The organism is Psychrobacter sp. DM8 (assembly GCF_051307025.1).
Taxonomy (GTDB): Bacteria; Pseudomonadota; Gammaproteobacteria; order Pseudomonadales; family Moraxellaceae; genus Psychrobacter.
Genome location: NZ_CP195538.1, coordinates 438477 through 460772, shown reverse-complemented (window position 1 = coordinate 460772; position 22296 = coordinate 438477). Strand labels below are relative to the sequence as shown.

17 protein-coding genes are annotated in these 22296 nt (G+C 45.2%); 9 read left to right on the top strand and 8 right to left on the bottom strand.

Going from position 1 to position 22296, the window contains the following annotated elements:
* Positions 1-70: 70 nt before the first annotated feature.
* Positions 71-1072: an EamA family transporter RarD gene (gene rarD, locus ACR64J_RS02025; protein ID WP_435950247.1), complete on the bottom strand. Its 1002-nt coding sequence runs from the start codon at positions 1070-1072 to the stop codon at positions 71-73.
* Between the two features lie 226 nt (positions 1073-1298).
* On the opposite strand from rarD, the gene ACR64J_RS02020 reads away from it, so the two are divergent.
* Positions 1299-1766 carry an Lrp/AsnC family transcriptional regulator gene (locus ACR64J_RS02020; protein ID WP_435950246.1) on the top strand — a complete coding sequence of 156 codons (468 nt, stop codon included), beginning with the start codon at positions 1299-1301 and terminating at the stop codon, positions 1764-1766.
* Positions 1767-1851: 85 nt separating this feature from the next.
* Here the strand turns inward: ACR64J_RS02020 and ACR64J_RS02015 are convergent, their stop codons facing one another.
* Positions 1852-2142: a hypothetical protein gene (locus ACR64J_RS02015; RefSeq protein WP_435950245.1), complete on the bottom strand. Its 291-nt coding sequence runs from the start codon at positions 2140-2142 to the stop codon at positions 1852-1854.
* 401 nt (positions 2143-2543) lie between these two features.
* Between ACR64J_RS02015 and ACR64J_RS02010 the strand changes: the two genes are divergently transcribed.
* From ACR64J_RS02010 to ACR64J_RS01990, 5 genes are all read left to right on the top strand, one after another.
* Positions 2544-4961 (top strand): YgiQ family radical SAM protein, encoded by a 2418-nt coding sequence (locus ACR64J_RS02010; RefSeq protein WP_435950244.1) that lies wholly within the window; start codon positions 2544-2546, stop codon positions 4959-4961.
* A gap of 206 nt (positions 4962-5167) precedes the next feature.
* Positions 5168-5587, top strand: coding sequence for a hypothetical protein (locus ACR64J_RS02005; RefSeq protein WP_435950243.1), 420 nt, complete (start codon positions 5168-5170; stop codon positions 5585-5587).
* 183 nt (positions 5588-5770) lie between these two features.
* Positions 5771-6340, top strand: a complete 570-nt coding sequence (locus ACR64J_RS02000; RefSeq protein ID WP_435950242.1) for a hypothetical protein — start codon at positions 5771-5773, stop codon at positions 6338-6340.
* Between the two features lie 299 nt (positions 6341-6639).
* A complete protein-coding gene (locus ACR64J_RS01995) occupies positions 6640-7191 on the top strand; it encodes an REP-associated tyrosine transposase (protein WP_435950241.1) in 552 nt (183 codons plus the stop codon).
* A gap of 220 nt (positions 7192-7411) precedes the next feature.
* The gene (locus ACR64J_RS01990) at positions 7412-8065 is read left to right on the top strand and encodes a hypothetical protein (protein ID WP_435950240.1); all 654 of its coding nucleotides are present in this window, start codon (positions 7412-7414) and stop codon (positions 8063-8065) included.
* 462 nt (positions 8066-8527) lie between these two features.
* Here the strand turns inward: ACR64J_RS01990 and ligA are convergent, their stop codons facing one another.
* The 3 genes from ligA to ACR64J_RS01975 all read right to left on the bottom strand — a co-directional run bounded on the left by ligA (position 8528) and on the right by ACR64J_RS01975 (position 15757).
* Positions 8528-10600, bottom strand: a complete 2073-nt coding sequence (gene ligA, locus ACR64J_RS01985; protein ID WP_435950239.1) for an NAD-dependent DNA ligase LigA — start codon at positions 10598-10600, stop codon at positions 8528-8530.
* Positions 10601-10724: 124 nt separating this feature from the next.
* Positions 10725-11750: a cell division protein ZipA C-terminal FtsZ-binding domain-containing protein gene (locus ACR64J_RS01980; protein WP_435950238.1), complete on the bottom strand. Its 1026-nt coding sequence runs from the start codon at positions 11748-11750 to the stop codon at positions 10725-10727.
* Positions 11751-11962: 212 nt separating this feature from the next.
* The gene (locus ACR64J_RS01975; RefSeq protein WP_435950237.1) at positions 11963-15757 is read right to left on the bottom strand and encodes an AAA family ATPase; all 3795 of its coding nucleotides are present in this window, start codon (positions 15755-15757) and stop codon (positions 11963-11965) included.
* A gap of 140 nt (positions 15758-15897) precedes the next feature.
* On the opposite strand from ACR64J_RS01975, the gene ACR64J_RS01970 reads away from it, so the two are divergent.
* Positions 15898-16197, top strand: a complete 300-nt coding sequence (locus tag ACR64J_RS01970) for a DUF4298 domain-containing protein (RefSeq protein ID WP_435950236.1) — start codon at positions 15898-15900, stop codon at positions 16195-16197.
* Positions 16198-16255: 58 nt separating this feature from the next.
* Here ACR64J_RS01970 and ACR64J_RS01965 read toward each other — a convergent pair whose 3' ends face one another.
* The 3 genes from ACR64J_RS01965 to ACR64J_RS01955 all read right to left on the bottom strand — a co-directional run bounded on the left by ACR64J_RS01965 (position 16256) and on the right by ACR64J_RS01955 (position 20215).
* Complete coding sequence (locus ACR64J_RS01965) at positions 16256-18166, bottom strand: alkaline phosphatase D family protein (protein ID WP_435950235.1); 1911 nt, start codon at positions 18164-18166, stop codon at positions 16256-16258.
* Between the two features lie 184 nt (positions 18167-18350).
* The gene (locus tag ACR64J_RS01960) at positions 18351-19340 is read right to left on the bottom strand and encodes an STM4504/CBY_0614 family protein (RefSeq protein ID WP_435950234.1); all 990 of its coding nucleotides are present in this window, start codon (positions 19338-19340) and stop codon (positions 18351-18353) included.
* Positions 19341-19411: 71 nt separating this feature from the next.
* Positions 19412-20215, bottom strand: coding sequence for a sulfite exporter TauE/SafE family protein (locus ACR64J_RS01955; protein ID WP_435951005.1), 804 nt, complete (start codon positions 20213-20215; stop codon positions 19412-19414).
* Positions 20216-20502: 287 nt separating this feature from the next.
* On the opposite strand from ACR64J_RS01955, the gene ACR64J_RS01950 reads away from it, so the two are divergent.
* Both ACR64J_RS01950 and ACR64J_RS01945 read left to right on the top strand, forming a co-directional pair.
* Positions 20503-21402: a biotin--[acetyl-CoA-carboxylase] ligase gene (locus tag ACR64J_RS01950; RefSeq protein WP_435950233.1), complete on the top strand. Its 900-nt coding sequence runs from the start codon at positions 20503-20505 to the stop codon at positions 21400-21402.
* 85 nt (positions 21403-21487) lie between these two features.
* On the top strand, positions 21488-22222 hold the full coding sequence (locus ACR64J_RS01945; protein WP_435950232.1) for a pantothenate kinase: 735 nt from the start codon (positions 21488-21490) through the stop codon (positions 22220-22222).
* Positions 22223-22296: the final 74 nt, after the last annotated feature.

Genomic DNA, 22296 nt, shown 5'->3' with positions numbered 1-22296 from the left:
CTATTAAAAAGGACGATTCAGCCTTATGTTGAATCGTCCTTTTTATCTTTAGAGCATTCTAAAAATCATATTAAACCGTTTGCGCAACTTTTAAACTTTGCCTTTCTTGTTTTGCGCGGTGTAGTTGCTTAACACCATGAATAATGAGACATGCGATACCCAACCAAATGAGTCCATAACTATAAATCATCGCTGACTCAAAAGGGTTGCCAAGTACAGTTACCGCCAATATAAATAACAGCGCAGGCTCGATATAGCTCATCATGCCGTAGACATTAACGGGTAGCATTTGACTGGCATCGACGTTGGTTTTCATCGCAAGGACACTAAGTATCCCAAGTCCTACCAGCATCATGATAAAGAAACTAGATCCGCCCACTAACCCCAAACTACTAGGCGCTAAAAAAAACAAATAGGCCAAAGCAAAAGGCACAAATATCGTCAAATCAACTAGCAAGCCTGTAATCGCACCAATGTTTTGCTTGCGGCGCAAAATGTAATACAAAGGATAAGTCCCGCACACCCATAATGTCGCCCAAGACACGCTTTGGGTGCGTACGATTTCACTACCTACGCCAAGCGCGGCAAAACCAACGGCGAACCACTGCAGACGGCTAAGCTTTTCGCCAAATAGCACACAGCCAAACAGCACCATCATGAGCGGGAATAAGAAATAACCCATCGCCGTTTGCACGCCTTGACCGTTGACAGGCGCCCACATAAACAGCCAAAACTGACTTAAAAATATTGGCGTTGGTAATAGTAACCACGTCCACTGCTTAACTGTTTTAAGTGTCTTTAATCTCTCAATATGTGACCCCAAGCGACCGCTAATAATCAGATAGCCAATCAAAGCGCCCCACATCGCCAGCATACGCCAAATAAAAACTTGTGTGCCTGATAATGGCGCTAGAAAGCTACTGTACGCATAAAGCACACCAAATAGCAGGTTGGATAATACTGCCAGTGCTACGCCCATCATTAAAGTGCGCTGCTGTACGCTGCCTGCGGTCCACATTGTCGGTAGCGGTAAACGCGAGACTAAAGTATTAGATAATGTAGAAGTAGACATACAAGGCTCCTTAAATGAGATATAGGTGCAAGCTTTATTTTTAGAGTTTTAGCCAGTACCTATTTGATATTCTCTATTGTAGTAGCACGTAGTGATAATATATCTCTAAATATACAAAATTATGATTTTATTTATCTTCGTTTATTATATAAAATAACTTATTTATCGATTTATCAATTTATATGATAATTAATCGTTATTTACAGATTTAAAAAAAGGTTTTTTAATGACTGATGCTTTGGACAATACAGATAAAGCCATCTTAAATTTGCTCCAAGAAGATACGACCTTACCACTCAAGACTATTGCAGAGCGAGTGCACGTCTCAGTAGCCACCGCGCAGCGCCGTATTCAAGCGCTGATAGATAACAAGGTCATCACCAGGCAAGTCGCTATTCTTGATCCGAACAAGGTCGGTTATGGTCTGACGGCCATCGTCATGATAGAGATGTCGCGCTCTAATACCTCAATGCAGCATCGGTTTGAGCGCTTGATGAATGAGCAACCGCGGGTGATGAGCTGTTATGAAGTGTCAGGGGACGCTGATTTTATGCTGATGGTCAATGCCAAGAATATGAACGACTATCACGAATTTACCCGTAGCCTGCTCACTTATGAGAATAACGTGCGTAGTTTTCGCAGTCAGTTTGTGATGAATTTTACCAAGAGTGGGACGAAGATTTTGCTCGATTGATTATAGTGATAAAAGCAGTAACTCACTCTTCGATAGCGAAAAGATGAAGTAAGTAGGGAATAGCAAACAATAGCGCTATAAAGCCCTAAACAAATAAAAGAGACAACAAGGTACCAACGTGAATACCCGTACTACTTAGGTCTGTCACATACTCAAACGTCGTTGTGGCTACCCCAATCGACAAAAACAGTATGACGATAATTAAATGTTTATGAGTAAATGCTTTAGAGCGGTAACGATTTCGCTTTTGGAAGTAAATAACAGCAATAAGATGAAAGAGTAAGACAATGGGTAGTATAAACAACATATAGTAAAAGGTAAGATGCCCTGCTGCACCTGCTGCACCTGCTGCATAGACAGGAGACGCTATAATCATAAGAAGTGCTAGTAAAGCTAGATGACTTGAATGTGGCAATTTGCGGTTTAAGTTTTTGTTTATCATCTCTATTCTCAAATTCGTTTATAATCGAGAAGGCGCTTTTTCATTAAGTCACAGTATCTATTTAAGCCTTAACCGCTCGTCATTCTAGTCCAAAATCGCTACATTATATTTTCAATGACTTAACCTTAGAATAACAGACTGGCCCTCTAAAAGTTAACTGTAGTTTTTCTCGCACTATCAATAACTTAACTAAATAATTGAAAATTGCTTTTTCACATCGTGAACGCAATTCATGTTAAAATGAGCGCCTTTAAATTAGCCGCTACTCAATTAGTCAACAATAACTATCCTTAGCCGCTAGCTATCACCCGTATTTTTAAGATTAAGGTTGTCCCATGTCTGCCGATACCATCGCCCGCACCGCTTTTAAACAAGGCACCAAAGCGCTTTATGATTACGATAAGCATTGGGCCAGCTGCTACGAGCCTGCTCCCTTTTTGCCAATGAATCGCGCGGAGATGGATGCGCTCGGTTGGGACGCTTGCGATGTGATTATCATCTCAGGCGATGCTTATGTCGATCACCCCAGCTTTGGGATGGCGATTATTGGGCGCTTACTTGAGTCGCAAGGCTTTCGCGTGGGTATCATCGCCCAGCCCGACTGGAAAAGCAAAGACGCCTTTATGGAGCTTGGCAAACCCGTCTATGCGTATGGCGTGACCGCTGGCAACATGGATAGCATGATCAACCGCTACACTGCCGATCGTAAGATACGTAGCGATGATGCTTACTCGCCGGGCAATGTCGCTAATAAGCGCCCTGATCGCGCGGCTATCGTCTACAGCCAGCGCTGCCGTGAAGCGTATCCTGATGTGCCGATTATCTTAGGCGGTATCGAAGGCAGCCTACGCCGTATCGCCCATTATGATTATTGGTCAGATAAAGTACGCCGCAGTATTTTGCTCGATAGCCGTGCCGACGTTCTTTTATACGGTAATGCTGAACGCGCTATTGTCGATGTGATGCATGGTCTATCCAAAGGCTATACCTTTGAGCAAATGAGTAAACTGCGTGGTACGGCATACTTACTCACGCCAAGTCGTCGTCATTGGCAAGCGGATATGATAGAAGTCGCTAGTAACGATGTCGATACCGTTGGCCGTGTCGATCCCATTATCAACCCTTATGTCATGACCGAAGACGTTGACAGCTGTAAGATTGAGCAAGAGCGTCCCAACCAGACGCCAAATCAAAACTCGTTTTCATCACAGTATCAGGGTTTTGTCGCTGAGCCTGTGACTAATAAAGTCTTGAACGCTGATCAAGTTGATGAAGAGACTCAGGTTGTGCAAATGCGCGGTATGGAGGTTCAAGAATACAAACCAAAAACGGCGCGTAAATATAAGCTAAAACTACCCGCTCGTGAGCAAACCGTCATTCGGCTGCCTGACTATGAGCATGTCAAATCTGATCCTGTACTCTACGCGCATGCCAGCCGTATCCTGCATCTAGAGACCAATCCAGGCAACGCTCGCGCGCTGGTGCAACGTCATAGTAGCGGCGCGGGAAATTCCTTTACCTCTATCGATGTTTGGCTCAACCCGCCGCCGATTCCGCTCTCAACCGAAGAGATGGATTATGTGTTTGACTTGCCCTATGCGCGCCTGCCGCACCCGAGCTATGGCGATGCGCGTATTCCTGCCTTTGACATGATTAAATTCTCGGTCAATATCATGCGTGGCTGTTTTGGCGGTTGTACCTTTTGCTCAATCACTGAGCACGAAGGGCGCATTATCCAAAACCGCTCGGAGGAGTCTATCCTACGCGAGGTCGAAGCCATTCGTGATACTGCACCGAATTTTACGGGCGTCATCTCTGACCTTGGTGGGCCAACTGCCAATATGTACCGCCTCAACTGTAAAGATGAAACGATTGAGAAAAACTGCCGTAAGCCCTCTTGCGTCTATCCTGATGTCTGCGAAAACCTAATCACCGATCACAGTAATTTGACTAAACTATATCGTAAAGCTCGCGATATTAAAGGCGTAAAAAAGATCCTGATTGCCTCAGGTCTGCGCTACGATCTAGCCGTAAAAGATCCCGAATACGTCAAAGAACTGGTGAGCCATCATGTCGGTGGCTATCTAAAGATTGCCCCTGAGCACTCTGAAGATGGCGTATTGTCAAAAATGATGAAGCCTGGCATGGGCAGCTATGATCAATTCAAAGCCATGTTTGAGCAGTTCAGTCAGGAAGCGGGCAAAGAGCAGTATCTGATTCCGTATTTCATTGCGGCCCATCCAGGTACTAAAGATGAGGACATGATGAACCTCGCCCTTTGGCTCAAACGCAATGATTATCGCGCTGATCAAGTACAAGCCTTCTACCCTAGTCCAATGGCAACCGCGACGACAATGTATCACACCCACAAAGACCCGCTACATAAGGTTAGCCGCGAAGGTGGCGATATGGATATCGTTAAATCGGGCAAGCAGCGTAAACTCCATAAAGCCTTCTTGCGTTATCATGATCCAAAGAATTGGGTAATGCTGCGCCGTGCTCTGCAAGACATGGGTCGTAGCGATCTTATTGGTAAAAACCGTGGCTGCTTGATACCACCATTCAACGCCAGTTTAGAGGGCCGTGATGGGGAGCAAAATGGCTATCAGTCGGCACGCAAAAAGAACAGCCGCATCGGCAATGATTCTGTCAAGCGTCAAGGTAATAGCAAAAACAGCGCCGGCAAGAAAAAAGTGAGTAAAGGCAACTTTCAAACTCAGCACACAGGATTGCCACCGCGTAAAACGAAATAGTGACTATTCTTAATTGATAAATAAAAAGCGCATCAGCTTAATAACTGATGTGCTTTTTAGTTTGGCTAAATACTTACATTAGTTATCGATAAGGCAACGAAACCCACAGCTTACAAACAATTTCTAACATAGCGTATCCTTAGTTTTGGTTACCATAACTCTATGCAATGAATGCATCATATAGATTTTATACTTTGGAGAAACTTATGAATACGATGATGAAAGTAGCCACAGCTATGCCTACCCTTGCCTTGATCAGCGCTTGTTCAACGATGGCACCTAGCACGCCTATGACACCTGCAACGCCTGTCACCGATACAGCCCCTACCGTGGCTTATGATCGTATGGCGCCTGTGCCTTACACCTGTACAGACAACAGCCAAGTGATGGCTAAGCAATCAATCAACAAGCAACAAGCGATGCTAACAGCAACCTTACCTAAGGTTGGCTGGTCGCAGCAAAACATCATCCTAAATGGCGGCGTCCAAGGCGCGACCGCAAGCTACGTCAATCAGTCAAACCCAGAAGTCATCTATGCTTGGCATATGAAAGGTGACGAAGGTGTGTTAGCCATGAAATGGGCAAACGGTAGAGAGTATCAGGTCAACTGTAAAGTAGGTAGATAAGCCTATTGGCCGCGTCTCCTATTGATAGGAATAAACCTACTATTGGCAAGCTTCACGTGATAAAGAACAGTCATATATTATGGCTGTTTTTTTGTGGTTGATTGAGTGGTGAACACAACCAAAAGCTGTCAAAATGCTTGCTACTAGACAGGTATTACTACAGCGATAATAAAGGGTAACTCAATGAGCAAACGTCTAATCAGCACGGCAATGATACTTGCCTCAAGCCTAGCAGTGCTCGCAGGCTGTGATAATAGTGCTAGCACAACTGACGCGCAAAGCGCACAAGTCGCGAGTACCACCAAGCAAAATACGTCCGATGACCAAGCTGTCGCTACTGGCAATACAGCAGCTGCGGGCGCTATGGACTGGTCGCTGATGGCGAGCGATGTCACGCCTATTGACCGAGCAGACTTTGACTATCCGTTTGAGAGTGATAGCCAGAACGTCAAAGACTACGCGGACTATTTTGACGTCGATACTGCCACCGCACAATATAATCTCACCGTTGGCATGGCGAGTAATGAAGCGCTATCTAAAGCACTTGATCAGCTCAGCAATAACTACACTTCTCATGAACTCACTGACGGCGAGGATATCAAGCTCATCATTCATACCACACCTGATATCCAAGCGGGTCGCTATGACTATGTGTTTGAAGAAGATTATGCCAAAGGACTCACCCTACCGATTGTAATTGTGCCTGATGGTAAAAAGAGTGAGGTTGATGTGCATAGTGAGGCTGGGGAGTAGAGTTTAACCCGTGTTGATATATACGACGGTATTTGACGATAAAACAAACCATAAAGAACTAAAAGCTAGCCTCAGCATCGCTTGCTTTTATAATGGGCAAATATGCTTATCATAGCGCGGTTTTCTTTAATGGTTCATTCGGCGCTCGTCCCTCGCGCGTCCACGTTTCGTCAGCGCAGTTAATCTCAGAGTGAGTCTTGCGCACTAACGCGTGAATATGAAATAGCAAATTAAAATTACTAGACTTGTAGGGTGCGCCCCGCGCACCGATTCAATATCAAAACCATAAAGGAATAAAAATGCCAAGGTACATCCGTTCGTACACCCAAGGCGCTACTTATTTCTTCACATTAGTATCGTACAACCGAAGAAAAATACTATGCGAACCTGATTTCTTAAAAGCATTTAAAAGTAGTATAAGACAGATTCAACAGCAGTATCCTTTTGAAATCATTGCTTGGGTACAACTACCTGATCATATTCATTGTATCTGGCAAATGCCTGAAAATGATGCCAATTATAGTATGCGTTGGTCGCAAATAAAACGTCTAACCACACAAGCTTGTCCGCAGTATCATTCAACTAAAGATGCATTGAGCCTTTCAGAAGTAAAACGGAATGAGAGAGGAATATGGCAAAGACGATTCTTGGAGCACCAAATTAGAAACGAGTCTGACTTTATCAAGCATATGGATTATTTGCACTATAATCCTGTCAAACATGGCTTGGTTGATAAGGTTGCAGATTGGCCTTATTCAAGCTTTCATCGCTATGTAAGACAAGGGTTTTATGCGGAAGATTGGGGTGGTTCGATTGTTTTTTTAGAGGGTTTTGCGGATAAGCTGGGTTAGCTTGTCGTTTATGCAATTAAAGAATGATAGGGTGCGCCCCGCGCACCAACGCGTGAATATGAAGCAATAGATTAAAGTCACCTCTCTATGCAAATCATTTAACGTTCAGCTATAAGTCAAATAATACATATAAATTTAAAACCTAATTCTTCAGTGGTGCGCGGGGTGCACCCTACACTAACTAACCCGATTGAAATTAAGCTGAATAGGATGAAGAACAATGAGTGAGCTAAGGTGTACAATCGAAAATACAAATCAGTTTTGGTCACACTATTTATCTTTGGAAAATAGCCTAGAAGAGATTAGTGAATATATTTCTATCCATAAGAAAAACGATGAAAGCTACTCTTTTAAAAACATGCAATTATATTTTGCAATTTGTACTGATATAGATAGTATTCTTAAACATATAAGAGCTAATTTAGATCTACAGTTAATTAAACAACCTAATATGGGTCATCATAGGGAAATGCTGTCGAAATACTTTCCAATAATTAGTAGCTCTGAGGTATTTCTTAATATCAGTAATGAAAAACGTGTTTTTCAACCTTTTAAACCGTTATCTAGAGAAGGTGAAGCTTTTGAGTGGTGGAGTGCATATAATGACATCAAACATCAACGTCCAGAAAATTTTTATAAAGCCAATATTAAAAATTTATTGAACGCTCTCGCTGCTTTGCACATATTAAATTTAATTTACGCCATAAGTTTAAAAAAAGAATACTTATGCAACTACGAAGATACTCTCATTCAAGCAAGTGCCTTACGAAGTTATCCACTTTTACAGTTTAAAAATAGTGGAGTAATGAGTTATATTGGCGGTCATTACTATTATGCTTGTCGATTAAACAGTGAAAATATATATAGGATGTAGCCTCTGCATTTCCTCATTATAACAACGAATAAATAGCTTTTGTAGGGTGCGCCCCGCGCACCAACGCATAAATCCAGATAGATAAATTAAAAACACTTATCTATAAAATTATTCCACGTTGAATTATTTATAAAATAATATGCTTAAATTCATAAATCCGTTTCTTAAATGGTGCGCGGGGCGCACCCTACTCAACTCTCTTGCTATTCTACAAAATTAGAGCTAGGCGCGAATGAAGACGGAAATGGCAGAGTATTGATCTGCCTGTCTGCGAGGCGAGAGCTGTGTTCTGTTCTTGCGCGAGGGACGAGCGCCGAGTAAACCATTAAAGAAAGACGACTCATGACCCGCATATTTGCCAACTTTTAAAGCAAGCGATGCTGAGGCCATGCTTTTTTGTCTGTTGCTCTTTACCAAGTTTGGCTTGCAAATGGTGCGTGGGGCGCATCCTACGGCCAACATTTAACTCTTAACCAATTCCAAGAACTCCTCCTCACCCACAACTCTGACCCCCAACTTCTCCGCTTTCGCCATTTTCGATCCTGCTTTCTCTCCTGCCAACAAAGCCGTAGTTTTGGCGGAGATGCTGCCTGAGACTTTCGCGCCCAACGCTTGCAGCTTGGCTTTGGCTTCGTCCCTTGCCATGCTGCTCAGTGCGCCTGTGATGACCCAGGTTTGACCATCGAGTGGTAGATCAGCAGAGGCGACTTGCTCGACGTTATCCCAGTACACGCCAGCTGCGCGTAACTTCTCGATGACTTCAACGTTATGTGGAGCGCGGAAGAACTCGTGGGTCAGCTCAGCGGTGATGGTGCCAACATCAGGGGTGGCAATAAGCGCGTCCATATCAGCGCTCATTAAGCTATCCAAATCGCCAAATTGCTGGGCGAAGTTTTGTGCGGTGCCCTCGCCGACGCCGCGAATACCCAAGGCGTAGATAAATCTAGCCAAGGTGGTTTTTTTACTGGCTTCAATGGCGTCAATGATGTTTTGTACCGACTTCTCGCCAAGTTTTTCAAAAGTAATCATCTCATCTGTATGCTGGTGCAAGTCATAGATGTCGGCGACGGTTTTGACAAGTCTGTGCTCAAAGAAGCTAATGAGCCAGCGCTCGCCGAGTCCATCAATATCCATGGCGCGGCGCGAGACAAAGTGGATTAAGGCCTCGGTTTGCTGCGCAGGACAAAACAAACCGCCGCTACAACGGGCAAGCGCTTCGCCTTCAGGGAGCACCACGGGAGAGTCGCATACCGGACAGTTGCTCGGCAGGGTGACGGGCTTAGATTCCTTGGAGCGCTGATCGTGCCAGACGCGAGATATTTTAGGGATGACGTCGCCTGCGCGGTGCACGCTGACCATATCTCCTGCGCGCACATCTAAGCGCTCAATCTCACCAAAATTATGTAAGGTGACGTTGCTGACGGTGACGCCGCCGACTTTGACGGGCTCTAATTTACCAACTGGGGTAATTTGCCCCGTGCGCCCCACTTGCCATTCGATATCGTTTAGGCGGGTGATGACGGTTTGGGCGGGGAATTTATAGGCCGTCGCCCAGCGCGGTTCACGCGATAAAAAGCCAAGCTGCTGCTGGAGTGCAAGACTATTAACCTTGATAACCATACCGTCGATCTCAAACGGCAGTTTTTCGCGAGTCTCAATCATTGACTCATAGTACTCTTGTGCTTGGCGCGGGTGAGCCACCACTCGCACCGCGCTGACGGTAAAGCCAAGATCACCAAGCCAAGCGAGGGCGGCAGACTGCGTCTCTATCGTCTCGGGTAGTCCTTGATTGACCGAGTATCCGTAGAACGCTAGCGGACGGCTAGCAGCAATAGCGGGATCTAATTGACGTAAGCTCCCAGCAGCGGCATTACGCGGATTGGCAAAGACTTTGTCATCGTTCTCGACTGCCAAGCGGTTTAAGCGCTCAAAGCCTGCTTTGGGAATCAACACTTCGCCGCGCACTTCTAGCAGTTCGATGTTTGTTGCTTCGCTAAGATACAGCGGCAAGTTACGGATAGTTTTGACGTTTTGGGTAATGTCCTCACCTGTTTGACCATCGCCGCGTGTGACCGCTTGCACAAACTGTCCATGTTCATACTTGAGAGAAACAGCCAGTCCATCCAGCTTAAGCTCCATCTCGTACTCAGGGTTTTGTTGGGTCAAGCTTAAACGATCGTTGACGCGGCGCATAAATCCGTGCAAATCATCATAGTCAAAGACATTGCCTAGAGATAGCATAGGGATATCATGGGTCACTTGGGTAAAGGCTGACAGCGGGGTATCGCCGACCTGATTGATTGGGCTGTCAGGCTGGATAAGATCAGGGTAGGCTTCTTCTAACTCTAACAACGAGCGGCGCAGTTGGTCGTACTCGCTGTCGTCTAAGATAGGATTATCCAGCACATAATAGCGATAGTTATGGGTTTTGAGCGTCTCGATAAGCGTGCGCATTTTTGCGATGATAGCGTCGTTATCTACGGCAGGTTTTACTGCATTTTTGGCAGAGGGTTTGGTAGCTTTTGAGTCAGTCATAATCGGCGTCTTTACGGTTCAAGATGCCAATATAATAACAAGTTTTGATAGCAAATAACGTAAAACGAAGGACGTTATTTGCCTCAATAAGGCTAGAGTTTTTTGTTTTATTAGAGGTTAGCCTTTATTCATAGTCGCGTACTTGATTGCGCAGTTGCTGCTTATATTCAGGGGTGATCGGCTCGTTATTTTCATCAAGCATAACCGCGTCCAGATCATCTGCCATCATGTAAGCAATACTCATCATACTATCAAAACTATGCAGTGCCTGCGGATGCGGTAGCGATAAGAACACCACGACGCCGCTATAGGTATTGGTCGCCACGCTATGCGGGTCAAAAGGCGCGATACCCTCATCAGTGATGCCCATCATGCTAAACCAAAGCATACCTGTGCCGTCTTTTTGCTCATAGCGATGGAACATATTCATCGCGCCAAAGCGCAGACCATATTTATCTATCAACCCTAACAGGTCACGACCACGAATGACGGACGTTGCACGGTCACGGTACTGCTGCGGCAAAATCGTAATGTTGATGTTGTCTTTGGCATGAATCAGCGGACCGTTTTGCGCTTGATCAACAGGCTCAAGTAGATGCTGATCGAGCACCGGACTGTTTTCATCAAAGCTTGGCTCATCAAAGGTATCAATGACAGGCATCAGGCTGTCTGTGGCTGACACTAGGCTTGAAAAAGCGTCAATCTCTTGCTCACTATGCGTCTGCGCATCCTCTTCGTTACTCATTTGCTGCGCTATCGCTGCAAATTCGTCATCATCGGCGCGCTGCTGTTCCGCCTGCCAGCGCTCATAATCCTCATTTTGCTCGCTGGCAGGACTGGTGTCAGCTTGGGCATGATTTAGCATATCATCGATGGTTGCAGACTGCGTTGTAGGCTCGTCTTCGACGACCGCTTGTAAATACTCGCGATCAGGCGCGATACTGGTCTCGCCTGCGACAGTATCGTCAAGATCTGGCTGATCAACGATATTACGCTCATGACGCGGAATAATAGGAATGCCATTTTTGTCATAATTCACTGGAGTGGTTTCAGTATTTTGACGACGCTTAAAACTGCGAATGACCATAAACAGCCCTGCGAGCACAATAAAGGCTGCAATGGCAATCAAGATAAACTGAATAGCGGTCATGAGTGAGATATCCTAATAATGACAAAGGGGATGATAGTGAAAACAAATAGCAATAGTCTAGCATGGCTAATAGACGCCGTCATCACTTGCTATGTTTAGCACGCGTACTTACTTGAGTGCGGCAAGTTTATCTTACTATATTTTTAAGCATAAAATCACTATTTGCCGTTTAAATGAAAACAGGTTCATTACCAAATGATCTACATGAGCCTCTAGCTGTCGATATAATTGATCGCTTCATCCAAGGACACACTGACCAAAGTTGAGACGCCAGCTTGCGCCATAGTGATACCTTTTAGCTCATCAGCAATCTGCATGGAGAGCTTGTTGTGACTAATAAAAATAAACTGCACCTCTCCTGCAAGCTCCTCAATTAAGCTGGTAAAGCGCGCGACATTGGCATCATCGAGCGGCGCATCGACCTCGTCAAGTACGCAAAAGGGTGCAGGATGCTGCTTAAATATCGCAAAAATAAGACTCAGCGCGGTTAGGGTTTTCTCACCGCCTGAGAGTACCGCTAAGCGGCTGTTGCGCTTACCCTTGGGCTGCGCCATCAAAGTGAGTCCGGCGCGCCACTGCTCAGATTTAGGTAAATCACTATCGGTATCTAGCGTGAGGCTCGCGTGACCACCGCCGAATACTTTGGCGAATAAAGCTGCCAGCTCAAGATTTACCGCATCGAGCGTTTGCATAAATAATGCCTTAGTCGTCTCATCGATAGATTTGATCGCCTCAGTCAAAGTCTGCATACTAGCGGCAATGTCTGCCGTCTGCTGCGCTAACGGCTCTAAGCGCTCGTTAACCGCCGTCAGTTCTGTGATAGCGGTTAGATTAACCGCGCCTATTTTGCTCAGCTCATGCTCAAGCTTGGCTTGCTCTGATTTGAGCTGGGCGATTTTGTCTGGACGCACGCGGCGATCATGGACGATAAAGTCCGCTAACACGTTTGAGACACTCATCGTTTGCGGCGCGTCTTTATCATACTTTTGACTGATGCTTTGATACTTTGCTAGAGCCTCCTGAGCATGAGTGCTCGCGTCCTCCAAGCGCGCATTACTTAGCGCTAGCTGTGTTGCTAGCTGTGCCAAATCCTCTTGCTGTGATTGAAGCTTATGCTGTAGCGCTTCCAGCTCATTTTGCTGTTTACTATAGTCTTGCTTGAGCGCCGCTAAGGTTGACTCACGCTCCGCTAGCAGAGCTTGCTGCTGATCACGCAACTCTTGTATCTTTTGCATCCTTGTCTTTAGCTCTGGCAATTGCTGTTGATACTCTACTAACTGAACGCCAAGCTTTTGCGACTCTTGTAGGGATTTATCATGCTGATCTGTCACTTTGACTAGGCGGCTAACGCTATGCTCTAAACGCATCTCGCCTTTTTGTATGTTTAACTGTAGTGCCTGCCAAGCATCGTCCTCTGCCTGCCGAACACGGCTACGCTCATTTTTATCCGTCTGTAACTTTTGACGATGACTTTTTGCTTCTGTCAATTGTGTAATGAGCGTATCTAGCGCCCGTTGAGTCTCGCTCTGCTTATCATTGAGCGCTTTTTGTTCAGCTATTAGCGCTTGCTGTTCTTGCTCAAGGCTTAATTTGTCATTATCCAGACGCTGTATGTCAGCTTTCAAGCGCTCATACATCGCTTGACAAGTGGTAAGTTGCTGCTGGCAGTGATGCTTATCTTGCGTTAATTGGGCCGCCTGCGTACGAGCCTCCTCTAAGCTGATCGTCAACGCATCATACTCGCGCTGAGCTTGCTTAAGCGTTTGTTGCTGCGTGTTTATGCTTACATTGCTAGCCTCTAACAAGGTCTCAAGCTGTTTTAGGCGCGCACGTTGCTCAATACGTTGGGTCAAAAACGCGCTGTTGTTTTCACTGTTATCCCGACCAATAAGCCTACTTAAATATATCATCCCTTGCTGACTAATCATCCAGCCATCAGTCGTTAGTAGCGTTGCAGGCTTTGGTAACACCTCTAAAACTCTACCCAGATTTGCTCTTTTTTCTTCTTCAGTTTCATTATCAGTGCCAATGTATAAATAACACTGCTGGCAAAGCGCAAGTCTTGGCTGCAAGATTAACTTAGATAAAGGTATAAGCTGTTTGCTAAGCGCATGTGCTAACTGGCTCATAAATGAATGAACTTCATCGCTTTGGGTAGCGGGCAGCCATAAGCTGTGACCCGATTTTGCACCTACGGTATCTTTTTGATAACTGAGTAAGTTTGTTACATAATGCGCCAAGTTCTGTCTATTGTTGTCCGTCAGCAAGACATGGCTATCAAGCCACGGGGCCAGCCATTCATCGAGTATATGGGCATAACGCTGACCCAAATCTGTCAGCTCAATGCGTGCGCGTATCGTGCTTATCGGTAACGGCTGTGACACCTGATCAAAATCGCTATCTTCAGTGTCATAAGTTATTTTAGTAACGTGCTGCGTTGACGTATCGTCGCGTGATTTAGGATGCAGCATTTGATGCAAGGTATCGTACTCACCGACTAGCAGTGCATGACGTTTTTCATTCTCTGTCAGCTCACGCTGCTGTACGCCTAATCGCTGCTGTAACTCATGCGCCCTAGGTTGCAGTACTGCTACCTGCTCAAAGGTATAATCCTGCTTGCGTACAATGTGCCCTAGCTGATCCTTTAACTCGGTCAGCTCGGTATGTGCGAATGCAGGTGAGACGCTGCTATGATCTGCGTCCAAGGGTAATAGCTGCGCATGTAGGGCTTGCCAATTGTGCTCGCGGCGCTGCCACTTGTCGTAGCTTTGCTGGTAGCGCTTTTGTTCCTGAGCATTAATGGCTTGCTGCTGCTCTAAAATGCGCATGTCGTATTGTAAGCGCGATACTTTATCTTGCGCGTCAGTCCATGCCCGCTGCAATGTGCGCTCGCTTTGTTTATAGGACTCACGTTTGACCGCCAAATCGTTGAGCTGTGGACGTAGACTTGCCAGCAACGCTTGTTGCTCGCTTTGCTCTAGCTTTAAGGCTTCGCTCTCTGTATGCGTTTGTGATTGCTGCGCGTGTATACTATCGATCTGCTGCTCAATCTGGCTGATTTGGTTTTGAATATCAAAAAGCTCATGCTCAGCTTTTTGATAGCCCAGCTGCTGCTGATAGTGTGTGCTTTGCGCATCGTCTTTGAGCCACTGCTCTTGTGTGATGTGCGCTGTCAGTTTGTCTTGCTTGGCTTTTAGATCCTCACAAAGGCTTTGCAGGCGCGCGACCTCATCGAGACCTTGCTTGTGCGCTTGTTTTTGCTGCTGCTGATAGTGCTTAGCTTGGTACAACTGCTGAATGGTAAGTTGCTGCTGGATATCAGCACGCGCGAGTGTTAACTCCTCATAACGCTGGGCGCTTGTTGCTTGTTTAGATAGCCGCTTTTGTTGACTGACAAGCTCGCTTTGCATATCCTGCAAACGCGCTAAATTATCTTGCGTGATCTCAAGCTTTTTTTGGGTCTCTAAGCGCTGTGCTTGATAACGTGATACCCCTGCCGCCTCTTCAATAAACTCACGTAGCTGCATGGGGCTTGAGTCAACGATACGCCCAATCATGCCCTGCTCAATCACTGCATAACTGCGCGCGCCAAGCCCTGTGCCTAAAAAGACATCGACAACATCACGGCGACGCGCGCGCGTGCCATTAATAAAATAGTCTGAACGTCCCTCCTTATTGACTTGACGGCGTACAGACAGTTCATGATATAAGTTAAACTCGTGGCGAATGCCTGTGGTCTCATCTTGGGTGTGCTCAAAGGTCAGCTCGACACTGGCAACGCTTTTTGCCGATTTGTCTTGGGTGCCTGCAAAAATCACATCGCTCATCGCTCCGCCACGCAGCTGCTTGGCGGAGGTCTCGCCTAGTACCCAGCGTATGGCGTCAATGACGTTTGATTTGCCGCACCCATTGGGCCCGACAATAGCAGTAATGCCACGAGGAAAGTTAAAGGTGGTAGCATTAGCAAAGGATTTAAATCCTGTCAGCTTGAGGGATTTTAGGCGCATGAAAGGTATATTAGGTCAGCAAAAACAGGCGGCTATTCTACCGCAAATTGCGGTGTGTTTAGAAGTTTGTTATAAGGCTGCATTGCATTAGAATAGAGGACAGCCTATATTGAGTATGAATTAAAAATAAGCGAGCTAACATGAAGAACTCTGACCCGCAGGACTTACAACAAAAATATGAGCGCTGGAGCCAGTTATATCAGCAGCAACTTGAGGCGCAGCAGCAATTTTTAGAAGCAGAAAAGCTGTTCGATGAGTTGCAAGGGTATTACTTAAGCCCGCAGTGGATGGCAGATCGTGAAGCGGATCTACCAATTGAGCACTCAGGCGAGGCGCATTCTATCTTTAGTGAAGATGCGCTATGGAGCATGCTTACCGATCGCAATGAGCTGGCAATGAAGTGGATGCGATTGGGGCTCGATGCGATTGATAAAGAGTAGACTCTATCAACCGCCTGTAGAAAAAATTTATTTAGGCAAAGAACTGCTCAGACAAAAGTTATGCACTCAACTGGTTTGCGCCGGCGAGCACTTTGAGCGTTTGTCCCACTTCACTACTATAGGTTTCCTGTAGAATATCACTAACAAATACCCATTCTGACTGACAAGACTCAGGCGTGACCGTAATCGCCATATAACCACGCTCATTCGGGTTTATGAACTGCAAACCGTCTATGATTTGAGTCAGTACCGCTTTTACTTGTGCTGGCGGATTAGGAATGTATTCCTCAAATCCTGGTGAGCTGACTGAGCTGGTCGCAAACTCTACGCCCACAGCGTTGTTGTCTTTATCGGTGAGATTATTTGCCCATGCATTGTGTGTATCACCCGCCAGTACGACTAGGTTTTTATTTAGATTTTTGGCGGTTGCTAATATGCGCTCACGCGCCGCACTATAACCATCCCAAGCGTCAGTATTATAAGGAATAGCAGGCTGTTGCAATAGAGCGATATCTTGAGGGGTTAAAGTTTGTGGAGCGGTTTGGGCTTTTTGCGTTAACGCTAAGTACGCATTGATATCTAAGCCAAGTCTAGGATCGGCTAAATTCAAAATGACGGGCGCAGGTATATCCATCCGTCCCATCAACACTTGCTGACCGAGCACTTGCCACTTAGCGTTTGATTGCTGTAGTTGGCCCACCAGCCAGTTGTTCTGCGTCAGTCCCAATAGCTCTCTATTAGGGTCATTGGTCGCTGCCATAAACGCATCGCTGTCAATATAGGCGCCGACCACATTATCAGCTTTGATAAAATTGGCATAATTGAGCTGTTCATCACGTCCAATAATGCGAGTATCTAACATGTGCAAACTTAGTAAGTCGCCGAAGTCAAAGCTGCGATAGATCTTACTTTGTACTTCGTTACGTATCGGCATCCACTCATGATAAGCGGTGACAGCGGCGAGTTTGCGATCATCCCAGCTGCCCTCAGTGGCAGGCTGATGATTTTCGGCGCCATCTTCATAAGCATCATTGGCCAGCTCATGATCATCCCATACCGCAATCATAGGTACAGCGGCATGCAAGTCTTGCAAATCTGCATCGCTTCTATACTGCGCATAACGCATGCGATATTCGTTGATGCGCGTCACCTCTTGCGCAGGTTCAACCTCACGGTCGATAGCAGCGGCGTTTTGCGACGCATAAGCAGGTACGACATTGCCCCCAGCATCGGTAACCGTGCGTCCATACTCGTAAATATAATCGCCCAAATGAATAAAAACATCTAAATCATTGCGCTTAGCAGCATCAGCGTAAACATGGAAAAACCCAGCTGGATAATTGGCACAGCTAAACACCGCCATTTTGACTTGGTTCACTGAACCTACAGGTAAGGTTTTGGTTTTACCAACGCGGCTGCTCTTACTACCTACGGTAAACTGATAATAATAAACGGTGTTTGGCTCTAGAGCATCTACATCGACTTTGACAGTATAGTCCTTGGTAGCATTTGTAGTGACAGATCCTCGTTTGAGCACATTATCCATCTGTGAATCACGAGCTATCACCCAGTTAACCGTAAATTGACGAGATCCTGTGTTTTGCGGAGTTACTCGGGTCCACAGTATGACACGATCAGATAAGGGATCACCGCTAGCAACGCCGTGATCAAAACTAACGGCGTCATTGGCATTGAAATTGTCGTTGTCATCATCGTCACACCCTGCCAAGCCTAGACTAGCAACCCCTACTGCCGCCACCCCTATAGACCCAAAACCTTTCATAAAGCGGCGTCTATTAAACACCATTTTGCTGCGAGTATTACTGGCAGGCTCAGACTGTAGCGTATCGCTCGGTTCTACTAAGCTGTCGACAAAGACGTTGTGAATCACTTTTTCTGTTGTATTGTCAGTTGCGACATCTTTTAGTTCGATATCTGCTTTTTTGCTTTTATCGCCGTGTTTACTCATGGCTTGCGCATCCTTGTGCTATAGGTAATCTATCGCTATCGATAAACATTAGGGTGGTTTCCCGTATTGATTAAACTTCCTTATCAATCAAATACAGGTAAGCAAAATACTATCACAAACGTTTAGTTATAAGTGTTTAATTAATAGCCGCGCAATTTCTCTATTTATGTAGTAACTATTTAAGTTATTCTAAATCCTCATCTGCTTTAACTAAGAATACAATTGTAGACGCAGTCATGTGAAGAATGTAGCTAACTAAATATTCAGGTATCTCTCTAATTTCGTTACCTGCACCATGACCAGCTACTTTGTTACGAGCGGTAGGTACACCCGAAGTTAAGGTGTTTTTTAAAGATTTGAAATGCTGTTGCCAAAACTCAGGAACTAATCCTGATTGCATGACTCTTCCTGTAAGCTCATCAGCAGTTGCATTGGAGCTATACTCCCATTTGTTTTTATCTAGAATAATTTTTAGTGTACTTTCATAAGCTTTAAGACATTCTATCAACGCTTCACTATACCGCTTTTGACGGTAATGCTCATGTGCATTTAGAAATTCTTTTTGAGCACCTTTATAAATGGGATTGCTAAGTAGTTGTAAAGCAGGTTTAACAGCTTCAGTATGAATAAGCTCAGAATCAAGTCTAACAATTTGACCATTTTCATACTGATAGCCTATACTATGCTCTCGAAAACGTTGGTTCAGCTCAAGTATAGCCTTCTTAGAAATTTCATAGGCATCGTTACGTTTTCCAAAATCCTCATTACAGGCTTTAGTTTCAATAATATCAAATACGAGTTCTACAATCGTGAGAATATCATCTACGTTTTCTTCACTCAATATAAATTCAAGTATTGCTCCGTAGTCCATACTACTAGATACACCGTTTGTATTACTTTTAAGTGATAGCCTACCTTTTTCTCTGGAAAATATTTTACATATTCTACGTAACTCACTATTAGTATTATTGGCTAGAGTTGTAAAATCACCGTTAAATTCATGAAACACATTTTGAAAACCTTGTGACCCACTGTAATTTACGTCGTAAAAGACATCAGTTAAAATGTGATAAATTTGAACTCTAAACTCTTTTGGAAAAAAGTCATATTTATAATCATTTGAAAGCTCAGTATCAATAATCTCTTGTCTTTTAAAATATAACTTATCTATCATAACTAATCCTACGTATCTTATTAAGATTAAGATCTTCATATACTATATTTAAATTTTTCAAAGTTCAAAACCTAAATCACCCCAATCCCACTCAAAAACAATTGCCCGCCTGCGAATATCAGTAGTACACCAAAAGCGCGTTTTAGCGTCAGCGCTGGCAATACATGAGCAAGCTTGGCACCGACCTTTGCCATCGCAAAACTGACGACTGAGATGCATAAAAAGCCTGTGATATGCACGAACCCTATCGTGCCCTCAGGCAAATTGGCGACGTCTTGTCCAAACCATGCAAATCCTGCCGCGCCAGCCAGTGCAATCGGCAGACCACAAGCGGCTGAAGTGCCAACCGACTGCCGCATCGGTAGCCCTGCCCAGTTCAAAAACGGTACGGTCAAACTGCCGCCGCCGATTCCAAAGATAGACGACGCCATTCCGATACCAGTGCCTGCCCCAAACTGGACGCCAGCAGGAGGTAGCGGCTTACCCAATTGCTCTTTGTTAGAGAAAAACAACATTTTGAGCGCTACTAGTAACGCACCGATACCGATAATCGCTTGCAACGCTTTGCCATCGATCATATCCGCGATACCTGCACCAACGAGGCTACCGATGACTAGTCCTAACGCCATCTTGCGCCAGACCTCCCAACGTACCCCGCCGCGCTTATTATGCGCGGTCAATGAGCTGATGGACGTCACTACGATGGTTGCAAGCGACGTACCAATCGCCAAATGCGTGATAACGTCAGGCGGGAAATCATAAGCGGTAAATATCCATACTAGTGCGGGCACGATAATCATGCCACCACCAACGCCGAACAAGCCTGCACTAACACCTGCAAATGCACCCGCAATCACAAACCACACATATAACATCATTGACGCCACCTTTTATCTCACGGGTTTTTGTATCATAATGGCTAGCGCCAAGAGCGAAGCTCGCAGTATATATCCAATGCACTGTAAAAAAACATAGCGCTACTGGGATGAGTTTTATGCAGCATCAAGCGGCGTAGGCACAGCACGCAAGTAAAATTTATACCAGTAGCGCGTTTAAACTTACACGACAGTTTTATATTCAATTTACCATATTAAAAACAGTTGCATGATAATACTGACGCCACCCTTTTTAAATGCTGACGAAACTTACGAGCGTATCCGCTATGTTATCTAGCTTATTATCCAACCTTAATCATCGTCACCTTACAAGTAGCGTCTCAACCAATAGCGAGCTGATAGCAGACATAGAAGCAGGTACTCTGGACGGTGACAAAGTACATCTTTTGACCGCGCAGATGCAAAGTGGTGGGCGCGGACAGCATCAGCGCTCATGGCAGTCGCCAGAGGGCAATGTGTATCTATCTCTATATCATCCGTATCAAGCGCCTGTCAGCGGACTGCTATCCTTAATTGTAGGCGTAAAGCTGGCTACTATGCCTGTGATAGAGATGATAAATGAGCAGCTAATAAGGCAAAACTTGACTCCTATCGGTGTCAAATGGGCCAATGATTTAGGCTTTTATGCACAGCAAAGCGTTGATATGCCAGTTATTCCTTTTAGCAAACTGGCAGGGATATTAATAGAACCGGTATTACGCGATGGCAAAATGTTGGGCGTTGTCATCGGCGTCGGTCTCAACGTTAAGACGACGCCTACGCTCACCACAAAAACTGCTGAAGGTATGAGTTATCAAGCAATAAGCTTGCAAGACATTAAGCAATTGGTTAAGACAGATAATAATAATGACATACCGAGTTTGATAACTCTTTACGAGCAAGTGAGCGATGCTCTGTTGTCAGCGATGACTTGTTTTGCGCAAATAGTGCTTGAGCGTGCTAGCGTAAACCCACACTATTTAAATGATTTCATACAGCAGTTTGAGGCGGTAGATGCGCTAGCAGACTTAAAGGTGTGCGTCACGCAAACTCACCGCGCTCAAGAACACAAAATCGTAGCTCATGCCTGCGGTATAGATAGTAATGGCTGTTTGCAATTACGCCAAGATGACGCTAGTATTTGCACCATTTTTACCGGTCGCCTTGATGTGATAAATGAAGTTTAAAGGGTACTTATAACGAATACTGCTCTCGCAACAGCACTATTAAACGAGAGCGGTTAAAAGGGAAGGTTATGCTAAAAGGAATGCTATGCTCTGGTTAGATCTTGGTAATACTCGGCTCAAATACTGGCTGACAGATGATATCGGGCAGATCGTCGCGCATGATGCCAAATTGCATCTGCAAGCGCCCGCTGAGCTGCTGATGGGTCTGACTGATCGATTTGAGAACTACGCTCCTGATTTTATCGGTATCTCCTCAGTGCTGGGTGATGAGCTCAATAGTAAAGTATTTGAGACCTTGAGCCGACTTGATATTCCTTTTGAATTTGTCCATGTCGATGCCGCTCACCCTCTCATGCATAGCGCTTATAATGCTCGTCAATTGGGCTGTGATCGCTGGTTACAGATGCTCGGTGCGGTCGATAAAAAAAAGCGCCAGTGCGTGATCGGCTGCGGCACCGCGGTGACGATCGATCTGATTGATCACGCCAAGCATTTGGGCGGCTATATTTTTCCTAATATCTATTTACAACGCGAGTCGCTGTTCTCAGGAACCAAGCAGATTGCAATCTCAAACGGTAGTTTCGATAACTTAATTCATGGCATCACCACACAAGATGCGGTACATCGCGGCATTTTATTATCTATCGTGGGCGCTATCAATGAGATTACGCATAGACATCCTAACTTTGAGCTGATCATGACGGGCGGTGATGCCCATATTATCGCCCAACACGTCAATCGCCCCGTGCGGCTGCGCGATGATCTACTATTAAATGGGTTGGCGCGTTACTTTGATCATCGTCAGCAGTTGTCTGATTAGAGCTTTACAAAGAACCCAAGCAATAAAAAAAGCAGCTTATCTATGACAAGCTGCTTTTTTTGAATCTTGTAAAA